This is a genomic window from Streptomyces deserti, from assembly GCF_054782695.1.
In genome coordinates this window covers 254412-272880 of sequence record NZ_BAAGRZ010000008.1, presented here as the reverse complement: position 1 = coordinate 272880, position 18469 = coordinate 254412, and the positions used below count along the sequence as shown (strand labels likewise).

Annotated in this window: 24 protein-coding genes; 11 read left to right on the top strand and 13 right to left on the bottom strand. The window is 70.7% G+C overall.

The features are described 5' to 3' along the window. Positions 1-279: 279 nt before the first annotated feature. Entirely contained in the window at positions 280-639 is a 360-nt protein-coding gene (locus ACYVMZ_RS17525; RefSeq protein WP_461080546.1) for a hypothetical protein, read from the bottom strand. Between the two features lie 178 nt (positions 640-817). On the opposite strand from ACYVMZ_RS17525, the gene ACYVMZ_RS17520 reads away from it, so the two are divergent. The 3 genes from ACYVMZ_RS17520 to grpE are packed head-to-tail and all read left to right on the top strand — an operon-like array spanning position 818 to position 3668. Continuing rightward, complete coding sequence (locus tag ACYVMZ_RS17520; RefSeq protein ID WP_461080544.1) at positions 818-1255, top strand: J domain-containing protein; 438 nt, start codon at positions 818-820, stop codon at positions 1253-1255. 53 nt (positions 1256-1308) lie between these two features. Continuing rightward, a complete protein-coding gene (dnaK, locus tag ACYVMZ_RS17515; RefSeq protein WP_461080542.1) occupies positions 1309-3183 on the top strand; it encodes a molecular chaperone DnaK in 1875 nt (624 codons plus the stop codon). Between the two features lie 2 nt (positions 3184-3185). Further along, complete coding sequence (grpE, locus tag ACYVMZ_RS17510; RefSeq protein ID WP_461080540.1) at positions 3186-3668, top strand: nucleotide exchange factor GrpE; 483 nt, start codon at positions 3186-3188, stop codon at positions 3666-3668. 13 nt (positions 3669-3681) lie between these two features. On the opposite strand, the gene ACYVMZ_RS17505 is transcribed toward grpE, so the two are convergent. After that, positions 3682-4062: a DUF6479 family protein gene (locus tag ACYVMZ_RS17505; RefSeq protein ID WP_461080538.1), complete on the bottom strand. Its 381-nt coding sequence runs from the start codon at positions 4060-4062 to the stop codon at positions 3682-3684. Positions 4063-4176: 114 nt separating this feature from the next. Between ACYVMZ_RS17505 and ACYVMZ_RS17500 the strand changes: the two genes are divergently transcribed. Next, the gene (locus ACYVMZ_RS17500) at positions 4177-5028 is read left to right on the top strand and encodes a hypothetical protein (RefSeq protein WP_461080536.1); all 852 of its coding nucleotides are present in this window, start codon (positions 4177-4179) and stop codon (positions 5026-5028) included. 233 nt (positions 5029-5261) lie between these two features. Continuing rightward, on the top strand, positions 5262-5675 hold the full coding sequence (locus ACYVMZ_RS17495; RefSeq protein WP_461080534.1) for a DUF5994 family protein: 414 nt from the start codon (positions 5262-5264) through the stop codon (positions 5673-5675). Positions 5676-6107: 432 nt separating this feature from the next. On the opposite strand, the gene ACYVMZ_RS17490 is transcribed toward ACYVMZ_RS17495, so the two are convergent. Beyond that, positions 6108-6980, bottom strand: coding sequence for a serine hydrolase (locus ACYVMZ_RS17490; protein ID WP_461080532.1), 873 nt, complete (start codon positions 6978-6980; stop codon positions 6108-6110). After that, entirely contained in the window at positions 6977-7936 is a 960-nt protein-coding gene (locus ACYVMZ_RS17485; RefSeq protein WP_461080530.1) for a LysR family transcriptional regulator, read from the bottom strand. The genes ACYVMZ_RS17490 and ACYVMZ_RS17485 overlap by 4 nt, the downstream gene beginning before the upstream one ends. A gap of 115 nt (positions 7937-8051) precedes the next feature. Here ACYVMZ_RS17485 and ACYVMZ_RS17480 point away from each other — a divergent pair, with 115 nt between their 5' ends. The 3 genes from ACYVMZ_RS17480 to ACYVMZ_RS17470 all read left to right on the top strand — a co-directional run bounded on the left by ACYVMZ_RS17480 (position 8052) and on the right by ACYVMZ_RS17470 (position 11967). Then, positions 8052-9701, top strand: coding sequence for a penicillin-binding transpeptidase domain-containing protein (locus ACYVMZ_RS17480; RefSeq protein WP_461080528.1), 1650 nt, complete (start codon positions 8052-8054; stop codon positions 9699-9701). A 16-nt stretch (positions 9702-9717) separates the two neighbouring features. Then, the gene (gene bla, locus ACYVMZ_RS17475) at positions 9718-10674 is read left to right on the top strand and encodes a class A beta-lactamase (RefSeq protein ID WP_461080526.1); all 957 of its coding nucleotides are present in this window, start codon (positions 9718-9720) and stop codon (positions 10672-10674) included. Between the two features lie 198 nt (positions 10675-10872). Then, positions 10873-11967: a TRM11 family SAM-dependent methyltransferase gene (locus ACYVMZ_RS17470; protein ID WP_461080524.1), complete on the top strand. Its 1095-nt coding sequence runs from the start codon at positions 10873-10875 to the stop codon at positions 11965-11967. A gap of 45 nt (positions 11968-12012) precedes the next feature. Here the strand turns inward: ACYVMZ_RS17470 and ACYVMZ_RS17465 are convergent, their stop codons facing one another. Together ACYVMZ_RS17465 and ACYVMZ_RS17460 are read right to left on the bottom strand one after the other, a co-directional pair. Beyond that, the gene (locus tag ACYVMZ_RS17465; RefSeq protein WP_461080522.1) at positions 12013-12687 is read right to left on the bottom strand and encodes an ankyrin repeat domain-containing protein; all 675 of its coding nucleotides are present in this window, start codon (positions 12685-12687) and stop codon (positions 12013-12015) included. 27 nt (positions 12688-12714) lie between these two features. Further along, a complete protein-coding gene (locus ACYVMZ_RS17460; RefSeq protein ID WP_461080520.1) occupies positions 12715-12990 on the bottom strand; it encodes a hypothetical protein in 276 nt (91 codons plus the stop codon). Between the two features lie 263 nt (positions 12991-13253). On the opposite strand from ACYVMZ_RS17460, the gene ACYVMZ_RS17455 reads away from it, so the two are divergent. Further along, entirely contained in the window at positions 13254-13706 is a 453-nt protein-coding gene (locus tag ACYVMZ_RS17455; RefSeq protein ID WP_461080518.1) for a DUF4383 domain-containing protein, read from the top strand. Positions 13707-13856: 150 nt separating this feature from the next. On the opposite strand, the gene ACYVMZ_RS17450 is transcribed toward ACYVMZ_RS17455, so the two are convergent. From ACYVMZ_RS17450 to ACYVMZ_RS17435, 4 genes are all read right to left on the bottom strand, one after another. Continuing rightward, positions 13857-14501, bottom strand: coding sequence for a dihydrofolate reductase family protein (locus ACYVMZ_RS17450; RefSeq protein WP_461080516.1), 645 nt, complete (start codon positions 14499-14501; stop codon positions 13857-13859). 122 nt (positions 14502-14623) lie between these two features. Beyond that, positions 14624-15220 carry a sugar O-acetyltransferase gene (locus ACYVMZ_RS17445; protein WP_461080514.1) on the bottom strand — a complete coding sequence of 199 codons (597 nt, stop codon included), beginning with the start codon at positions 15218-15220 and terminating at the stop codon, positions 14624-14626. A 601-nt stretch (positions 15221-15821) separates the two neighbouring features. Then, positions 15822-16043 carry a hypothetical protein gene (locus ACYVMZ_RS17440; RefSeq protein WP_461080512.1) on the bottom strand — a complete coding sequence of 74 codons (222 nt, stop codon included), beginning with the start codon at positions 16041-16043 and terminating at the stop codon, positions 15822-15824. Between the two features lie 59 nt (positions 16044-16102). Beyond that, the gene (locus ACYVMZ_RS17435) at positions 16103-16225 is read right to left on the bottom strand and encodes a hypothetical protein (protein WP_461080510.1); all 123 of its coding nucleotides are present in this window, start codon (positions 16223-16225) and stop codon (positions 16103-16105) included. 121 nt (positions 16226-16346) lie between these two features. Between ACYVMZ_RS17435 and ACYVMZ_RS17430 the strand changes: the two genes are divergently transcribed. Next, complete coding sequence (locus ACYVMZ_RS17430) at positions 16347-16751, top strand: winged helix-turn-helix transcriptional regulator (RefSeq protein ID WP_461080508.1); 405 nt, start codon at positions 16347-16349, stop codon at positions 16749-16751. Positions 16752-16799: 48 nt separating this feature from the next. Then, a complete protein-coding gene (locus tag ACYVMZ_RS17425; RefSeq protein ID WP_461080506.1) occupies positions 16800-17162 on the top strand; it encodes a DUF952 domain-containing protein in 363 nt (120 codons plus the stop codon). A 72-nt stretch (positions 17163-17234) separates the two neighbouring features. Here ACYVMZ_RS17425 and ACYVMZ_RS17420 read toward each other — a convergent pair whose 3' ends face one another. From ACYVMZ_RS17420 to ACYVMZ_RS17410, 3 genes are all read right to left on the bottom strand, one after another. Continuing rightward, positions 17235-17567: a TcmI family type II polyketide cyclase gene (locus ACYVMZ_RS17420; protein ID WP_461080504.1), complete on the bottom strand. Its 333-nt coding sequence runs from the start codon at positions 17565-17567 to the stop codon at positions 17235-17237. 61 nt (positions 17568-17628) lie between these two features. Beyond that, positions 17629-18108 carry an SRPBCC family protein gene (locus tag ACYVMZ_RS17415; protein WP_461080502.1) on the bottom strand — a complete coding sequence of 160 codons (480 nt, stop codon included), beginning with the start codon at positions 18106-18108 and terminating at the stop codon, positions 17629-17631. A gap of 5 nt (positions 18109-18113) precedes the next feature. Beyond that, a complete protein-coding gene (locus tag ACYVMZ_RS17410) occupies positions 18114-18413 on the bottom strand; it encodes an acyl carrier protein (protein WP_461080500.1) in 300 nt (99 codons plus the stop codon). Between the last annotated feature and the right edge of the window lie 56 nt (positions 18414-18469).

Genomic DNA, 18469 nt, shown 5'->3' with positions numbered 1-18469 from the left:
GGCGTTGCCTTGAACGCGGCGTGTTCTGCTCACTCGACGAACTGAAGACCGCGCTCGAGGACTGGATCAAGACCTGGAACGAGCAGGCCAGACCCTTCAAGTGGACCAAAACCGCAGACCAGATCATCGACCGCATCTGCCGCTACTGCGACAGGATCTCCGGACCGGGACACTAGCCGTCGTCCCCCAAGCGGCGGTCGCCCCCCCAAGCGGCGGTCGGCCCCCAAGCGGCGGTCGGCCCCCGTCGGGGGGCCGACCGCGCACCCGGCCTGGCCGCCGTCACCGTGTCTCGGGCGTCGGCTGGGGATGGCCCCCGGCCTCCAGCAGCGGAGCCGCGTGGCGCTCGGGCCGGTGCACGCCCTCCGCCGGGATACGGCTGCGCGGGGTGTCGGCGCCGCCGGGCAGCGGGACCGGGCGCCGGGCCACGAGGCGGCCGACCCAGCGGCGTCCGCAGTGCTCGCAGGACGGTGCCCCTCCGGGGGTGTACGGGGACGGGACGGCGGTGTTGTCCCGGTAGAAGTACTCCCACTCGTCTCCGTGGTCGTCCAGGTAGCGCTGGACGTCGTAGTCGACGCTCCAGCGGTGCCAGCACGACCCACAGGTGAACTCGACTCGTTCGACGGCAAGTTCGGTGATCACTGCGGCACACCTCCGATCCGACCTGCTTATCCCACCTTGCCCCGATGCATCCGGCCTCGCTACTTCACTTACCGCGCCGCCTCAGACTTGACAATAGGGCGCTCAAGTTTTATTCAAACTAATAAGGCAAAGTGGCGCCGAACCGCAGGTCGCAAGGGTCGGGAGGTGACTCACGCAGATGCCGACGGCCGATGCCAGAGCCGGTGATCCGCAGGCCGTGCGCGATCCGTACGCCGTGCTCGGGGTGGACCCCTCGGCGTCCGCCGAGGTGATCACCTCCGCCTTCCGCCGCCTGGTGCGGGAACTGCGGCCCGACACCCGCGTCGACGCCGTCACCGCCGAGCGGTTCGGACAGCTGCGGACGGCGTACGACACCCTCCGCGACCCCGCGCTGCGGGCGGCGTACGACCGTACGCGCACCGCCCCCGCACCGCGCCCGGCCCGCGCGCCGCGTCCGGCCCCCGCCCCGCCCCACCGAGGCACGGCGGCCGGGCTGTTCCGGACCCCCGGGCTGTTCCGGGCCCCGGGCCTCTTCGCGGCTCCGGGCCTCTTCGGGGCTCCGGCGCCCGAGCCGCCGCTGCGGGCCGGACCGGTCCGGTGGGAGCGCAGGCCCTGACACGGCCCTGACACAGGCCATGAACAGCACAGGTACGAGGAGGGAGAACCCAGATGGCGCGCTCGGTCGGCATTGACCTAGGCACGACGAACTCGGTGGTCTCGGTCCTCGAGGGCGGTGAGCCCACCGTCATCACCAACACGGAGGGCCAGCGGACCACTCCCTCGGTCGTGGCGTTCGCCAAGAACGGCGAGGTGCTGGTCGGCGAGGTGGCCAAGCGGCAGGCCGTGACGAACGTCGAGCGCACCGCGCGCTCCGTCAAGCGGCACATGGGCGACCACGCCTGGCGCTTCCCCGAGCAGGGCGACATCGACGGCAAGCGGTACACCGCGCAGGAGATCTCCGCGCGTGTGCTGCAGAAGCTGAAGCGGGACGCGGAGGCCTACCTCGGCGAGGACGTCAAGGACGCCGTGATCACCGTGCCCGCCTACTTCGACGACGCCCAGCGGCAGGCGACCAAGGAGGCCGGTGAGATCGCGGGCCTGAACGTCCTGCGGATCATCAACGAGCCGACGGCCGCAGCACTGGCGTACGGCCTGGACAAGGAGAACGACCAGACGGTCCTCGTCTTCGACCTGGGCGGCGGCACCTTCGACGTCTCCCTGCTGGAGATGGGCGAGGGCGTCATCGAGGTGAAGGCCACCAACGGGGACACGCACCTCGGCGGTGACGACTGGGACCAGCGGATCGTCGACCACCTCGTCAAGCAGTTCAAGAACAGCTACGGCGTGGACCTGTCCAAGGACAAGATGGCCGTGCAGCGGCTGCGGGAGGCCGCCGAGAAGGCCAAGATCGAGCTGTCGAGCTCGTCGGAGACGACGATCAACCTGCCGTACATCACGGCCTCCGCCGAGGGCCCGCTGCACCTCGACGAGAAGCTGACCCGCGCCCAGTTCCAGCAGCTGACGGCGGATCTGCTGGAGCGCTGCAAGGGCCCGTTCCACAACGCGATCAAGGACGCCGGGATCAAGGTGTCCGACATCGACCACGTGGTCCTGGTGGGCGGCTCGACCCGGATGCCCGCCGTGACGGAGCTGGTGAAGGAGCTCACCGGCAAGGACCCGCACAAGGGCGTCAACCCGGACGAGGTCGTCTCGATCGGTGCCTCGCTGCAGGCCGGTGTCCTCAAGGGCGAGGTCAAGGACGTCCTGCTGCTGGACGTCACCCCGCTGTCCCTCGGCATCGAGACCAAGGGCGGCATCATGACCAAGCTCATCGAGCGCAACACCACGATCCCGACGCGCCGTTCGGAGATCTTCACGACCGCCGAGGACAACCAGCCGTCCGTGACCATCCAGGTCTACCAGGGCGAACGGGAGATCGCGGCCTACAACAAGAAGCTCGGCATGTTCGAACTGACCGGTCTGCCACCGGCCCCGCGCGGCGTGCCGCAGATCGAGGTCGCCTTCGACATCGACGCCAACGGCATCATGCACGTCTCCGCGAAGGACCTCGCGACCGGCCGCGAGCAGAAGATGACCGTCACCGGTGGCTCGGCCCTGCCCAAGGACGACATCGACCGCATGGTCCGCGAGGCCGAGCAGCACGCGGAAGAGGACCGCAGGCGGCGCGAGGCGGCGGAGACGAGGAACCAGGCCGAGCAACTCGTCTACCAGACGGAGAAGTTCCTCGAGGACAACGGTGACAAGGTCCCGGCGGACACCAGGTCCGAGGTCGAGTCGGCCCTCGGCGAGCTGAAGGAGAGGCTGAAGGAGCAGGCCGACACCGCGGCCCTGCGCACGGCCGTGGAGAAGGTCGCCTCGGTCAGCCAGAAGATGGGCCAGGCGATGTACGCCCAGGCCCAGCCGTCCGCCTCCGGCGCCTCGGGCGCCTCCGGCGGCTCCGGCGCGCAACAGGCCACCTCCGACGACGAGGGCGTGGTGGACGCCGAGATCGTCGACGACGACAACAGCTCGCGGGCAGGCTGACCATGAACCGCGGCCGGCAGCCGAACCCGCGGGGCACGGAGGAACTGCGCCGCCTGCTGGAGGAGCGCACCGCCGACCTGCAGCGGGTGAAGGCCGAGTACGACAACTACCGCAAGCGGGTGCGGCGCGACCGCCTGGCCGTGCGACAGATCGCGGTCGCCAACGTGCTGACGGCCCTCCTGCCGGTGCTGGACGCCGTGGACCGTGCCTGCGCGCACGAGCCCATGACACCGGGGCTGAAGGACATCGCCGACACGCTGGCGAGCCAGGCCGGTGCGCTGGGGCTGGTGGAGTTCGGCGAGGTCGGGGACGCCTTCGACCCGACCTGCCACGACGCGCTGACCCACCACGTCTCCCCGGACGCCGACCGGCTCGTCTGCACGGCGATCCTGCGCCCCGGCTACCGGCTGGGCGACCGCCTGCTGCGCCCGGCCCACGTGGAGGTCACGGGCCCGCCCGCGGACCGGCCGACGGGTGGTCGATGACAAATCCACGGCATCACACGTGGCCCAGGCCTCCGCTGCCGAAGGAGCCGCTGGACCCGGGCGACCAGCGCGGCCGGTGCTGGTCCTTCCCTGTCCGGGTCCGTGCCCGGTGGAGCTCATGGGGCAGGAGACGTTCGTTGTCGTTCAGCACGACCGGCACCTCGTCCGGCTCCCGCACCTCAAGGGTTTCGAAAACCGGGCCGCCGTCCGGGAGGTGCGGCTGTTCCTCGGGGCTCGGATGGTGCGTGTCCTTGTCCATGACCTGCATGCCGACGCGTACGGCCCAGATCAGCGCGCCGGCGATGACCAGCCCGCCGATGAAGGCCGCGGCCACGGCGAACGCGTGATCCGTCGACGCGGCCAGCAGCTCAAGCTCATACGTTGCCGTACTCATGGTCCGATTATCGCTCCCGGAATGCGAATAAGCGCCTGGTTTGCCCGGGCAACCTTGGCGGCCCCGACGGCGACCCCAGGGGGAGACCCCCTCCCCCCACACGAGGAGATCGCCATGCGCAGACACCTGGCGCGGCTGCTCGCCGTGTTCGCCGCGTTAGCCACCCTGCTCGCCGCACCCGGCCTGAACGCCCCCCGCGCCCAGGCCGCCGACCAGTGGAACCCGCCCGCGCATCTCGTCCAGCCGCTGAACGAGGTGTGGCGGCATGTCGAGTCGACCTATCCGGACCTCTACGGCTTCCGCAACTACGGCTGGGACCAGGTCATCGCCAACAAGGGCAGCATCAACTACTGCGTCCGCTGGGAGTCCGACACCCCGGTCAGCGCCGCCCTGCGGGACCGGATCCACGCGTCGCTGAAGAAGCAGTTCGGCAAGTGGATGGCCGCGATGGTGGAGAACGGCAAGGGGCACAACGCCTGGCCGTACACCACCGTCCCCGTCAACATCGTCGGCTGGGCGGTGAAGAACCGCTCGACCCTGCAGTGGACCGACAACTCCGTCGACATCTACACCGGCATCCTCGACGGCGGCGGCGCCCCGCAGTGCGCCCCCGACTGCGGCCGCTTCTTCCACCAGGACGGCGATTACTCCAGGTGCCCCGGCGGCGCGGCCCGCCACTACGACCAGTCCCTGTGGCTGACCAAGGGCTTCCAGGGCGGCGCCGGCGGCGACTGGGGCCAGCGCATGGGCCAGGAGTACTTCACCGGCGCCCTGAACCAGGAGGACATCCACATCTACCTGCACGAGGTCGGCCACACCTTCGGACTGGACGACTTCTACGACTGGACGCCGACCGGCCAGTGCTGCTTCCTGATGAAGGCGGGTAGTGCCACCCGGATCACCGAGTTCGACACATGGATGCTCCGTGACTTCTGGCGTCACCTGAAGAGCAGGTACGGCTACTGACCGACGCGGGCGGCCCGGGCCGCGGTCTCCCGCCGTGGCAATCCCGTGCCGCCCGCCCGGGCCCGCCGGGGTTCGCCGGTACGCCCGCGGGTATCTCGCAACCGGTGGCCGAACCGGTCTCGCCCTCGTGCACGACGGCCCTCCGCGCACCAGGACACCCCCACCGCACCGGGCTCGCGGCTCCGCCACCCCACGGCTGTGTTCTCTTCGTTCACATCTCCGCAGGAGCCACGATGACGTCCGCCTCGACGCCCCCGCCGCCGCTGCCCGCCCCGCCCGAGGTCCGGCTGCGGCTCGCCGCCCAGTCGCACTTCGGCCCCACGGCCCGCCGTATCGACGGGGCCTGGTGGCCGTGGTCGTACGACCTGGCCGCCGAACTGCCCGGGTTACTGGGCGTGCTGCCGCTGGCCTGGGGGCGGATCAGCAGCGTCCGCGTCAACGGGGACGGGTGGCCCGAGTGCCCGGAACGGATGACGGTCGCCGGGCAGCCGGTCCGGGTGCGGCGGACGGACTCGCCGAAGGCACCGCACACCGTCTGCCTGCTCGCCCCCGGCCGCGGCCGCTGGGACCTGCTGGTGGTGCCGCCCGCCACACCGGAGGCGGAGGCCGGTCAGCTCATGGAACGGGCCGTGACGCACGGCGCGTAGGCACGACGGCCGGGCTCGGCCGCCCGGCCGCCCAGAGGGCCCAGAGGACACAGACCCGCCTGTTCGGGCGTGCAGGAGCGGCGGCCGGGCACGCCCCGTGCGAGAGTGCGGCCAGGGGAAGGCCGGGACGGGCCGTCGCGTCCCCACGTGTGCAGCTCGGGAGCCCGGCCCGGCCTTCCCCGCCGGGGGCGTCAGGGGGCGAGGGCCCATGCACCCCCATGGGCGCGTCTGACCGGCGTCTCCTTCCCCACTGGATTCCTCTGTGCCGCGCCGTGGCGACAGACTGCGGCGGGGCGCCGTCGCACTGACCCTCGTCGCGCTCGGGGGCGGGAGCGTGCTGGTGGGTGCGCCGACCGCGACGGCCGCCGGGAGCGCGGCGCTCGCCGGGAAGGCGTGCACGCCGACGGAGGGCTTCACGGGCTGCCGGCTCTTTCATGGAGCACGCAGGGCGTCGACCGCGATACGGGCGGCCGTGCCGATGACGGCGTCGGCCGCGGGAAGTGTGGCGGCGGTGTGCGCGGTGCGGGTGAAGACGGCGACGGCGTAGCGGCCCCCGTCGGGGTACTCGACGACGCCGACCTCGTTCCGTACGGTCGGCAGGCTGCCGGTCTTGCCCGCGACATGGACGTCGTCGAAGGGGAAACCGGAGGCCAGCCGGTGCGGCCAGACCTGCAGGCCGAGGACGCGGCGGATGGCGGCGCCGTGCTCGGGCACGCAGGCCTCGTCACGCCACACGGCGGCGAGCAGGCGGGTCATGTCGCGCGGCGTGCTGCGGTTGGTGCGCGCCGGATCGAGGGCCCGCAGCCGGGCGATGACGTGCGGGTCGGCCAGCGCCTGCGCGCCCCCGGGGCCGGCGTCCTCCTTGATGGTGGCCAGCATCTCGCCGAAGGAATGGACGGCTCGGGTGCGGGTCAGGCCGAGGCGGGCCGTGGTGCGGTTGACGGCGTCCAGGCCGACGCGTGACAGCAGCAGGTCGGCGGCGGCGTTGTCGCTGACGGCCATCATCAGGTACGCGAGGTCGCGCAGGGACATGCGGACGGGGTCCAGCATGGCCGCCACTCCGGTGGGGCCGGTCGTACGGCCGCCCGGGGCGGACTCGACCTGTTCGGTGAGGTCCAGGCGACCCGCCGCGGCCTGTGCGTACAGCGTGACGAGCAGGCACAGCTTGTGGACGCTGGCCGTGCACACCGGCTGGTCCGCTCCGGCGTCGAGCTGCGCGCCGGAGTCGATGTCGAGGGCGTGCAGCCGACCGGTGACACCGGCCTCGGCGAAGGCCGCGTGGATACGGGCGAGCGGGTCGTTCACAGCCAGTACTCCGATGCCGGGCGCAGGTGGAGCGGGCGGGAGGGCAGGTCGGGGGTCGCACCGGCCGTCGTCCGCAGCGCGTGCGTGGCCGCCTCGGCGAAGGCACCGACGGCGGCCTCCCCACGCCCCTTCGGCCAGGCGGCGGAGTGCCGCCAGGCCAGCGGGGCACCGGCGAGGGGGCGCCATACGACGTCCGGGCCCTGGCCGTCCCCGAGGGCCCGTTCACCGGTCGGCGGAGGAACCTGGGCATCGCGCGGACACAGCGCGACGGCCCCGGCGGACAGCACCAGCCCGCGGACGAAGCTGGCGCCCTGCGCATGCCGTACGGCGGCCGGGGTGTAGCCGTTGCGGGCGCACGTGGTCAGCAGGTCGTCGTACAGCGCCGGGGCGCTGCCGCGGGGGAAGAGGATCAGGTCGTACCCCACGAGGGAGGCGAGCGGCACCTCGGCCGGCTCGGCCGCCACCGCACCGCCCGGCAGCAGCACGCCCAGCTCACGGCGCAGCACCGGACCGAGCTCCAGGCCGGTGATGTCGCAGGGGTGGTGGATGAGCCCGACATCGAGCTCGTGCGCGGCGAACCGCTCCAGCTGCTGGGCGGTGGACAGCTCGTGCAGCTCCAGTTCCAGGCCGGCGTGGTGCCGCCGGAACTCCGCCAGCAGCGCGGCGACGGTCTCACCGGAGAGGTCGGGCGGCAGCGCGGCGCGCAGCAGGCCGGTCTCGCCGTCGCGGATGCGGCGCGCGGTGGCCAGCAACGCCTCGGAACGGGCGAGCAGTTCACGGGCCTCGGGCAGCAGCAGCCGCCCGGCCTCCGTGATCGTCACCTGCCGGCTGGTGCGCTCGAAGAGGCGCACGCCCAGCTCCCGCTCCAGACGCTGGACGCGCTGCGACAGCGGCGGCTGTGCCATGCCCAGACGCGCCGCGGCACGGCCGAAGTGTGACTCTTCTGCAACAGCCACGAAGCACTCCAGGTGCCGCACCAGGTCCACAACCAGCAATCATATGCTCGGTTAATTGATCCTAAAGCGATAGCGGACTTGGACGGATCGCCCGGCCCGCTGGTCTCCTCGGTGCATGAACCAAGGCACGAACTCCCACACCGACATCCCCATGACCAGCCAGGTCCGCCGCAGACGACGCCCGGCGACCCGGACCGTCGTCGCCGTGGCGGTGGTGGCCGCGGTCGCGGCGGGTGGGGCGTACGCGGCCGGCCTCGGCCCCTTCGACCGGGACGCCGCCGGCCCCGACCCCGCCGCCCTGGCCCAGGCCCGCGCGTTCCTCGCCGACTGGGCGGCCGACCGCCTGCCCGCCGCGGCCGGCCGTACGACGCGACCCGACACGGCCCAGCAGGTACTGAACAGCTTCACCGCCGGCCTGGACATCAGCGGACCGAAACTCACGGCGGCCGAGCCGGAGCGGGCCGAGGACGGCACGGTCACCGTCCCCTTCACGGCCCGGATGCCCGTCACCGGCCTGGGCATCTGGACGTACGAGTCCGAACTGCCGCTGCGCGAACAGGGCGACGGCGCCTGGAAGGTGGACTGGAGACTGTCCCTCGTCCATCCGCGCCTGAGTGAGACGGAGAAGTTCCGCCTGGAGCGCGAGGAGGCGGCGGCCCCGGACGTCACCGACCGGAACGGTACGGCGCTGACGGGCGACGAGTTCCCGTCCCTGGCGCCCGTCCTGAACCGGCTCGGCACCGGCACCGACACCGGCGCGCGCGGCGCGATCCAGCTCGTCGACCGGGCCACCGGCGAGGTCGAACGCACGGAGGCGAGGTTCGGCCACCGACGCGTCACCTCCTCCGACCGCCCCATCCGCACCACTGTCGACGCCACCTGGCAGTCCGCCGCCGAGAAGGCCCTCGCCTCCGGCGCCGACGGCAAGAACGCCGCGCTCGTCGCCCTGCGGATCGACGACGGCGAGATCCTGGCCATGGCGAACTCCCCGTCCGCCGGCTTCAACCGCGCCGTCTCCGGCACCTACGCGCCCGGTTCCACCTGGAAGATCGTCACCAGCACCGCCCTGCTGCTGAAGGACGCCGTCGCCCCCGACGACGTCGTGGACTGCCCCAAGTACCTGACGGTGGGGAAGCGTTTCCAGAACGTGGAGACCTCCGAGCACCGGGGCGCGACCTTCCGCAAGGACTTCACCGAGTCCTGCAACACGGCGTTCATCAGCCTGCGCGGCAGGCTCGGCGAGGGGGAACTGGGGGAGGTCGCGAGCAGGTACTTCGGCGTCGGTCAGGAGTGGCACGTGGGCATCCCCTCGTACGACGGCTCGGTGCCGACTCCGCGCGACGAGACGGAGAAGGCCGCGTCGATGATCGGCCAGGGCCGGATCCAGGCCAACCCGCTCATCATGGCGTCGGTCACCGCGACCGCCGTCTCCGGCAGGTTCCACCAGCCCTCGATCACCGCCGGCAACGACGACAAGACCACCACCGCGCCGCTCCCGCGGCAGGTCGTCACCCAGCTCCGGGCCCTGCTGCGCGCCACCGTCACCGAGGGCACGGCGAGCGTCCTGGCCGACCTGCCCGGTGACATCGGCGCGAAGACGGGCACCGCCGAGGTGTCCGAGGAGCAGGACAACAACGGCTGGTTCGTGGCGCACCGCGGCAATGTGGCGGTGGCGTGCGTCGTGGAGGAAGGGGTGACGGGCGGCGGCTCGGCGGGCCCCGTCGTCCGAGACCTGCTGTCCGCGGTCCCCGACGACCCTTCGTGAACAGGAGCTTGCACCGATGCCCCTACCGCACCACTCCGCCGGAGCGTCCCGCCGGGCCCTTCTGCTGACGGCGGCTCTCCTGCCCCTGGCGGGCTGCGACACGGCGGACCGTCGCCCCGCCTCGGCGGGGTCCGGGGCGCCCGGCTCGTCCCCGCCGTCCAGCTCGTCCGCGCCGTCCAACTCGCCCCCGCCCACCGCGAGGTTCGCGGCGCTGGAGCGCGCGTACGGTGCCCGTCTGGGCATCTACGCCCTGGCGACGGACACGGGTGCCACGGTGACCCACCGCCCGGACGAACGCTTCGCGTTCTGCTCCACGTTCAAGGCGCTGGCCGCGGCGGCGGTCCTCCACCGCACCCCCGTCACGCACCTGGACAGACGCATCACCTACACCCAGGCCGACCTCGACTCCACCGCACCGATCACCAAGGACCACGTCGGCACCGGCATGACCCTCAGGCAGCTGTGCGACGCCGCGATCCGCTACAGCGACGGCACGGCCGCCAACCTGCTGATGCGTGACCTCGGCGGCCCGGCGCGGCTGACGGCGTATCTCCGCGAACTCGGCGACAGGGTCAGCCGCATGGACGACTACGAGCCGGAGCTGCACGACGTCCCCCCGGGCGATCCGCGTGACACGACCACGCCCCGCGCGATCGCCGCCGACTTCCGCGAGCTGGTGCTCGGCGACGCGCTGCCCGCACGCGAACGGGCCCTGCTGACCGACTGGCTGGAACGCAACCGCACGGCCGTCGCCGCGACCCGCATCCGGGCCGGGCTGCCGAAGCGCTGGAGGGTGGCCGACAAGACGGGAACCGGCAACTGGGGCAGGGCGAACCACGTCGCCGTCGTGTGGCCGCGCCGAGCCGCGCCGCTGGTGGTGGCCGTCCTGTCCGAGCGGCCCGGTTACGAGAGTGAGCCCAGGGACGCCCTGCTCGCCGCGGCCGCGCGGGAGGTCGTCGCCGTACTGACCTGACCCGCTCACCTCCGGCCGCCCCCCGCACCTGCCGATTTATTGGGCTGCCCTGGCCCTTCGGGAGCTCTAGACTCCCGCCCATGACGTTCTTCTTCCCCCTGCGTTAGGCGCCGTCGGCGAAACGAGGAACCCCCGTCGCCGACGAGGCGGGGCAGCGCAGCGCTGCCCCGAGTGCCGACGTGGAGAAGAACCGACACCATGCACACGCCCCTCGTGGCGCGCTGCCTCCGCGGCCTGGAGACCCTGGTCGCCGCCGAGATCCTGACCACCGGACCCGGCACCGTCACCGGCCTGCGCCACCGCGAAGTCCACTTCCGTACGGCCGGGCCGGTGCCACGGCCGCGCATCGCGGACGACGTCTTCCTGCTCGCCGCCGAGCAGGAGGACATCGGACCGTCGAAGCACCGACTCCCGGCCCTGGCCACCCTCGCCGACCACACCGACACCGACCACCTGCTCTCCCTCCGCCGCACCCTCACGAACGCCGAAGACCCCACCGGCGTCGACGTCTCGGCCTCCTTCCTCGGCCGCCGCGCCTTCAACCGGTACGACGTCGAGGACGCCGTGGGCCGGGCCCTGTCCCGGCGGCTCGGCGTGCCGTACCACGCGCGCCGTACGGGCACCCCGGCCCCACCGGGCCACTGGAGCTGGCGCCTGACCCTGGACGGCACCCGGGCCACCCTCATGCTGCGCGTCGACGACCGCCCGCTGCACCGCCGCACCTACAAGCGCCACACGATCCCGGGCACCCTCCACCCACCCCTGGCCGCCGCCATGGCGGCCCTGGCCGACATCCGCCCGGGCCACCACGTCCTGGACCCGTGCTGCGGTGCCGGCACCCTGCTCATCGAGGCGGCACTCGCCCACCCGGGCGCCCGCTGCCAGGGCTTCGACCTCTCACCGGAGGCGGTGGCGGCGGCCCGCGCGAACACCGGAACCGGCGCTGTGCCCCTCACAATCCGCCGCGCCGACGCGGGCCGCCTCCCCCTCCCCGACGGCTCCGTCGACCGGATCCTGTGCAATCCGCCCTGGGGCACCCAGGCCCACCCGCGCGGCCTGCTCGCCACGGCCCCCGACCGCTGGTGGTCGGAACTGCGCCGCGTCCTCACCCCGGACGGCACGGCCGTACTCCTCCTCCCGGACCCGGCGGCGCTGACATCCGCCCTACGGCACGACCTCATCCCCGTCCACCTACGCCGCGTCCGCCTCTTCGGATCACAGCCGTACGTCGTCCAGCTGGCACGCGTCCCGCTGGCGAGTTCTCGCGCACGCTCCGCTTCGATCAGCCCATGAGTTCTGCGCCGGCGGTTGAGCCGGCGGTCGAGGAGGGCAGCGCCGTCACAGCCGCCTGCCCTCCTGCAACTCCACCCCGTCGACCGTGACCCGGTCCGTCCGCTCGGAGCCCCCGACGACACGGATCCAGCTGTCCACGATCAGCTCGCGCCCCCGCATCTGGATCTTGAACCCGCCGTACATGCCGGGAACGGGGAACCAGCACACGGGATGCTCCAGCTCGGTCAGCACCTCGACCTCCGGCAGGCGCAGCCCCTGCTGGGTGGCCAGGTCCGAGCCGTCCTCAAGGCCCGCGCGGTACCGGATCAGGCGCTGGAGGTTCTGTTGCAGGCGGGCGAGGGCGTCCTGCGGCAGGGAGTGTCTGATGTCCGGACGCAGAACGCCGACGAGGTGACGGTGCCCCCGCCGCTCGGCGATGTCCACGGCACGGCCCCCGTCACTGGCCCTCAGTGTGCGCCAGGCGCCGTACTCCACAAGACGCTCGACCGTCCCGGCGGGGACGCCGTGCCACGCGGCCTGGTGCAGCGGGGCGTAGCCGCTCCTGCCTTCCAGACGCGCGGAGTTGGCCCAGTCGGGGTTCTCGTCGAGGATCTGGAAGACCGTCCGCCAGTCCCCGTCCCGTGCGGCATCGGCGAGCCGGTCCCGCAGTACCGCGTACCGCTCTTTGAGCGATGACCGACGGGTGACCCCGTCCCAGTGGGCGACGCGCTTTTCAACCACGTCGCCGAGTGTAGGGATGCCTCTTTCTCAGCCGGCCGCCTGGTGCTGCCGGAGTTCATGGACGGTGGCAGTGAGGGTGCCGTCGTGCTGCTCGTAGTGGGACAGGGCGAGTCCGAGACCGAAGAAGGTGGGAGCCCATTCGCCCACGAAGATGCCCCACCGGTCGGCGCGGGCGAGCCCGGTGCCGGGTTCGGCTTTGAGGCTGGTCACCCACGTGGCGACGGTGAGGCCGATGGAGGTGAAGGCGGCCATGTAGGCGTGCTCGCTGCGGACGCCCATCTCGTGCATTCTTTTGACGATCACGATGTTCTCCCGGTCATGGAGACGGTAGTACCGGTGGTTTCCTGAGGAGTGCCCCTTTCTCCGGACGACACCCATGTCCCGGCGGATTTCCCTCCGTTTTTTCGTTTGCCCATTTCAACTTTTTCCTTTGCGCGTACAACATTCTGGCCGGTCTGTTGGTCGACCGGATGCTGTGGTGTTTCGCGCCGGGCGTGGTACTCGCCTACCTGAGCCGGTCTCCATTGCTGACTCTTCATCGGTACGACAGTGAGGGATCCACAGCCATGAACGCGTTTTCACGCCGCACTCCGGCCGCCTATACCCCCCTCCAGCAGGCCGCCATGCTGGTGGGAGCCGTATTCCTCCTGGTGGGTGTACTGGGCTTCATCCCCGGCGTCACCACCAGTTACAGCGCGATGGAATTCGCCACCCACGAGTCGGGCGCCAAGCTGCTGGGAATCTTCCAGGTGTCCATCCTGCACAATCTCGTGCACGTGGCTTTCGGTATCGCCGGTCTCGTACTCGCCCGCACGGCTTCCGGCGCGTATTCCTACCTGCTCGTCGGCGGGGCCATCTACCTGGTGCTGTGGATCTACGGTCTGCTGGTCAGCCACAGGAGTGAAGCGAACTTCATCCCCCTCAACACCGCCGACGACTGGCTCCATTTCGTCCTGGGCATCGCCATGATCGGTCTCGCCCTTCTCCTCGGCCGACGCCGTTCCCGCATCGGGCTGTAAGGGCCACTGCCGGGTGTGGCGTGATGAGCCGGCCCTCAGGACAGCTGCGCGGCCACACCCGTCACCGACCTGCTCGCGTTCCGCCCCGGGGCGCCGATACGTGACCAGGCGTTGCTGGCGGACGCCGGGGAACCGCCGGGTGCTCTGGTGTCACCTTCGCCAGAACAGGTGGTGGGTCACGCCGCTCGGGCTGGGCACGACCTCCAGGTGGAACCGGTCGAGCAGCTCTGCGGGTGACTCCCAGAGCCGTACCCCGGATCCGAGCCGCACCTGCGAGACCGCCACATGCATGGTGTCGACGAGGTCGGCGTCAAGGAACTGCCGGATGGTGGTGGCCCCGCCGCCGAGCCGGACGTCCTTGCCCTGCGCCGCTTCCCGGGCCATGTCGAGCACCGTGGCCGGGTCGCCGTCGACGAAGTGGAACGTGGTGTCGGAGAGCGTGAACGAAGGACGCTTGTAGTGGGTCATCACGAACACCGGCGTGTGGAACGGGGGCTCGTCACCCCACCAGCCCCGCCAGTCATGATCCTGCCAGGGCCCGCGCTGGGGCCCGAACTTGTTGCGGCCCATGATCTCGGCACCGATGTTGTGCGCGAAGTCTCGCGTGAAGTAGTCGTCGAGTCCCCGGCTCCCGCCGGGGGCGGTCCGATTGGGCCAGCTCGCCGTGGCTCCGGCCCAGGCGAACATGTCCCCGGGATCGGCGTGGCCGAACGGTCTCTCCAGGCTCTGGTGCTCCCCGGCACCGAAGCCGTCGAGCGAGACGGTGAAGTTCTGGACTCTCAGCAGCTGAGCCACGTGTTTCCTCCTATGTCGCCGACCATCTGTGTTGCCGACAACGGTGAGACTGCCCGGGCCGCCCAAACTCATCGCCGCGATACGGGCCTGCCTCTTCTGCCGTGCTCGGCGACGCGGCCGGCCTACGGAGTACGTGTCGTCAGGTCTTCGTCGGTAATGGGGCGGAGCACCCGGCAAGGGCTTCCGACCGCGACGGTCATGGGGGGAATGCTGCGGCTGACGACGCTGCCGGCGCCGATGACCGATCCGTATCCGATCCGGACGCCTGGGAGGACGACCACATTGCTGCCGATCCACACCTTGTCCTCGATCACGATCGGTTCCGAGAACCGCCCGTAGTCCACGCGCCGTGACGGATGCACCGGGTGTCCCGTCGTGGTCAGTGTCACACTGGGTGCGATCATGACACCGTTGCCTATCCGGATGTCCACGTCATCGACAAACGTCAGGTTCACGTTTCCGAAGAAGTCGTCACCGATGTGGACGTTGCTTCCGAACCCGGCGTGAAACGGCGGCAGCAGCACCGTGCGTTCCCCGACCGATCCGAAGATCGCAACGAGCAGCGATCGACGCTTTTCCGTTTCGCTCGGTGGGGTGTGGTTGTACTCGAAGATCTGCTCGGTGCGGCGTCGAGGGGCGAGGAAGGCTGCTTCCGACTCGGTATAGACAAGTCCCTTACCGATCCTGGCCAGGACTTCTTCCTCATGAGCTTGGGACACAGCAGAACACCCCGTTCGTCAAATCCCCTTCAACCACAGGCGCGACGCGCTCCCCATCGACCGCGCGCATCGAGCCTACGGGCACCCCGAAGACACCATGAGGCCTTTTCCGACCTCAGGTCGTCGTCTCAGCAACTGATCTGCCGGAGGGCAGAGTTGAGGGGAACACCGCGTCACCGAGAACGGAAGGCCCGCACGGTCCTGGAAGGGCTGCGCGGGCCTGCACCGGGCCGTCTGACCTGGGCTGCGCCCGCGGCCGGTAGGCGAAGGACCGCTGCTACAGCCTGGCCCGAAGGCGCCGGCAACCGAGACGGCCCGTGGCCGGCCGCCGCGGCCACTGTCACTGGTCGGAGCGGCCTGCCTTGCGTCGAGCCGCATCTGTGCCTGAGGGGGATGCTTCCGCATCCTCGAACAGGAAGGCCTCGTTCTCCCCGAAGTCCGGGGCCTGGAAGGGGTCGGTCGTCGGAGGCGGCGATGCCGTGGTGGCATAGCGGGGCGCCCCTTCCGGAGCGGAGAACAGCGAGGTCAGGTCGATGAGAGGTCTCCCGTTCGTTACAGGGCCTTGAAGGGCCCTGGCGTGCCGTGACCGGGCACGGCGGTGCTACAGCTTGCTCATCTTGGCGTAGGGACTCAAGATCCGCTCTTGCGTGGAACCGAAATCCACGAGCGCCGCGATTCCCTCCTCGATGCCGATCACCCGGCCGAGGCCGTACATGTCGTGTGTGACCTGGTCGCCCACGCAGAACTGCTTGGGAGACGGCATGACCGGCGCCTTGAAGGGGCTGGTAGGCAAATAACGCTTCGGTGCAGCTGGCTTTGTCATTGCCACCAGTATGCGCCAGCGCGTACCGCTTGCGGCAGCCGTCCGCGTCCGCTGTTTCGTCACAGGCAGGGACGGCGACGACCGCAGGAGCGCTGGGACCAGTGCACGGCCATGAGGCCCAGCGCGGCCACGAGGACCACGATGCCGATGATCAGCGGATGGCCCAGCCCCTCCGCAACCACTCCGATGAATCATCCTGCCCGCGGAGTCAGAGGAAGCGATCTTCCAGCCCAAGCCCCCGCCCAGCGATGAAGCGGTGTACTAACTCAGCGAAAGTGCCCACCTGGGAGTAGGGTATCGGGCATGGGAGTAAGCGAGATGGGTGATACGACGCTCGTGGAGCGCGTCCGCAACGCCGACGGCGACACCATGTGCCCCCAGCGCCTCGTCCTGGAGCACGTCACCAGCCGCTGGGGTGCCCTGGTGCTGATCGCGTTGCTGGAGCGCTCGTACCGGTTCAGCGAGCTGCGGCGGGCCATCGGCAAGGTCAGCGAGAAGATGCTGACCCAGACGTTGCAGACGCTGGAGCGCGACGGGCTGGTGCACCGGGATGCCAAGCCGGTGATCCCGCCCCGCGTGGACTACTCCCTCACGGATCTCGGACGGGAGGCCGCCGAACAGGTGCGTGGCCTCGCGCAGTGGGTGGATCGGCGGATGGCGGCGGTGCAGACGGCGCGCGAGGAGTACGACGCGGCCAGACGCGGCTGAGGCGTGACCGAGCCGCACGCTCCTGCCTCCCGCCTGTTTAATCGCGGCATGATCTATCACGTCGTGCCCCGCGACACCTGGACCGCCGACCCCGACCAGCGCTACGCACCCGCCTCCCTCGAGGACGAGGGGTTCGTGCACTGCTCTCCCGACGAGGAGACCACGCTCGCCGTCGTCAACGCCTTCTACCGGAGCGCGCCGAGGCCCTTGCTCGTGCTGCTGCTCGACGAGGAGCGGTTGGGCGCCGCGTGTGTCTGGGAGGCCGCGGCTCCCGCTCCGCCGCCCGGAGTCGCCGAAGGCACTCTGTTTCCGCATGTCTTCGGGCCGATCGACCGTGCGGCCGTCGTGCGGGTCCACGAAGTCGAGTGGGATGCGGACGGGCGGGCCACGGGGCTGAAGGAACCGGAATGAGCCGACCCCACGCCGAATCCCCACGCCGAACCCCCGGGCCGAAGACCCGGGGGTTTCTGGGAGTGGCGGCGGTCAGCGTGCCGTGTCCCGGTCCCAGCCGTAGAAGCAGTGCGCCATCGCGTCCTTCGGACTGCGCCAGGTCGCCGGGTCGTACGCGGAGACGTACGCGGAGAGGCGATCGCTGACGTCGCGGAACTCGGGGTGGTCCGTCAGGCCGGCGATCGCGGGGCCGGGGTCCTGGTCGCTCTCGATGAGGTGGAGGTACACGTCACCGAACTCGAAGAGGCGGCGCCGGGTGACCCCCACGAGGTGGGGGAGTTCGCCGCGGTCGGACTCCGTGAAGATTCTCGCGATGTCCGGGGCCGCGCCGGGCTTCATGCGGGCCACGATCAGGGTGTGGTGCATCAGGGTGTGCCCTTCAGTCGGTCTCAGCCGGTTTCGTCGTCGGCCTCAGACGGCCTCGGCCTCAGTCGGCCAGTGCCGCGGCCGTGGGCCGTTCGCCCGCCGCCTGCTCGATCCGGTCGCGGATCAGCTCCAGCTGGGTGCGGGAGTTGCGGTTGATGATGTCCGTCATCCCGGCGTCGTCGACGGGGGCGTCCGGCTTCATCGCGAAGTCCTGGACCCAGCGCATGCGGACGCCGTCCGGCGTCTCGTCGTAGGACCAGTTGATCTTCATGTACTCGAAGGGGCCGGTCTCGACGCGGTGGGCCCGGACCGTGCGTGTGGTGCGGTCGGCCACGCGCTCGGAGACCCAGCTCCACACCCGGCCCTCCTCGTCCGGGTGCATGGTGAGGCGGAACCGCGTGCGGTCGCCGTCGCGTTCGAGGATCTCGGCGGAGGCGTACTCGCTGAACAGGCGCGGCCAGTTCTCGACGTCGTTGGTCATGTCCCAGACCAGGTCCATCGGTGCGGCGATGGTGATCTCGTTCTCGGTGTGTCCGGCCATGGTGCTCACACTCCCGTCGCCAGGGCGTCGTTGACCGTGGCGAGGAACGCCGCCGGCGTCTTGCAGCGCTCCACCTGCTCCGGCAGGCCGATGCCGTGGCGCTTCTCCAGCTCGGCCACGATGCCCAGCAGGCCCAGGGAGTCCAGGCCGAAGGTGTCGAAGCCCTCGTCGGCCCGCTTCTCCAGGTCGAGGGGGTCGACGTACACACCCGCGGTGCGCTTCATCAGGGCGGCCAGGTCCTCGAAGGTCACCTGGCGGTCCGCTCGTTCGGTCTGGAGTTCCACGCGTTCGGTGATGTCGGTCATGAGGTGCGCTCCTTCACGCTCGGGTTGTTGCGTCTCGGGTCGTTGGTGCGGAAGGC

Bases quoted from the DNA above. Each gene is read 5' to 3' on its own strand.
- ACYVMZ_RS17520 (WP_461080544.1), top strand. From the start codon at position 818: ATGCCGACGGCCGATGCCAGAGCCGGTGATCCGCAGGCCGTGCGCGAT.
- dnaK (WP_461080542.1), top strand. From the start codon at position 1,309: ATGGCGCGCTCGGTCGGCATTGACCTAGGCACGACGAACTCGGTGGTC.
- grpE (WP_461080540.1), top strand. From the start codon at position 3,186: ATGAACCGCGGCCGGCAGCCGAACCCGCGGGGCACGGAGGAACTGCGC.
- ACYVMZ_RS17505 (WP_461080538.1), bottom strand. From the start codon at position 4,062: ATGAGTACGGCAACGTATGAGCTTGAGCTGCTGGCCGCGTCGACGGAT.
- ACYVMZ_RS17500 (WP_461080536.1), top strand. From the start codon at position 4,177: ATGCGCAGACACCTGGCGCGGCTGCTCGCCGTGTTCGCCGCGTTAGCC.
- ACYVMZ_RS17495 (WP_461080534.1), top strand. From the start codon at position 5,262: ATGACGTCCGCCTCGACGCCCCCGCCGCCGCTGCCCGCCCCGCCCGAG.
- ACYVMZ_RS17480 (WP_461080528.1), top strand. From the start codon at position 8,052: ATGAACCAAGGCACGAACTCCCACACCGACATCCCCATGACCAGCCAG.
- bla (WP_461080526.1), top strand. From the start codon at position 9,718: ATGCCCCTACCGCACCACTCCGCCGGAGCGTCCCGCCGGGCCCTTCTG.
- ACYVMZ_RS17470 (WP_461080524.1), top strand. From the start codon at position 10,873: ATGCACACGCCCCTCGTGGCGCGCTGCCTCCGCGGCCTGGAGACCCTG.
- ACYVMZ_RS17455 (WP_461080518.1), top strand. From the start codon at position 13,254: ATGAACGCGTTTTCACGCCGCACTCCGGCCGCCTATACCCCCCTCCAG.
- ACYVMZ_RS17440 (WP_461080512.1), bottom strand. From the start codon at position 16,043: ATGACAAAGCCAGCTGCACCGAAGCGTTATTTGCCTACCAGCCCCTTC.
- ACYVMZ_RS17430 (WP_461080508.1), top strand. From the start codon at position 16,347: ATGGGAGTAAGCGAGATGGGTGATACGACGCTCGTGGAGCGCGTCCGC.
- ACYVMZ_RS17425 (WP_461080506.1), top strand. From the start codon at position 16,800: ATGATCTATCACGTCGTGCCCCGCGACACCTGGACCGCCGACCCCGAC.
- ACYVMZ_RS17420 (WP_461080504.1), bottom strand. From the start codon at position 17,567: ATGCACCACACCCTGATCGTGGCCCGCATGAAGCCCGGCGCGGCCCCG.
- ACYVMZ_RS17415 (WP_461080502.1), bottom strand. From the start codon at position 18,108: ATGGCCGGACACACCGAGAACGAGATCACCATCGCCGCACCGATGGAC.
- ACYVMZ_RS17410 (WP_461080500.1), bottom strand. From the start codon at position 18,413: ATGACCGACATCACCGAACGCGTGGAACTCCAGACCGAACGAGCGGAC.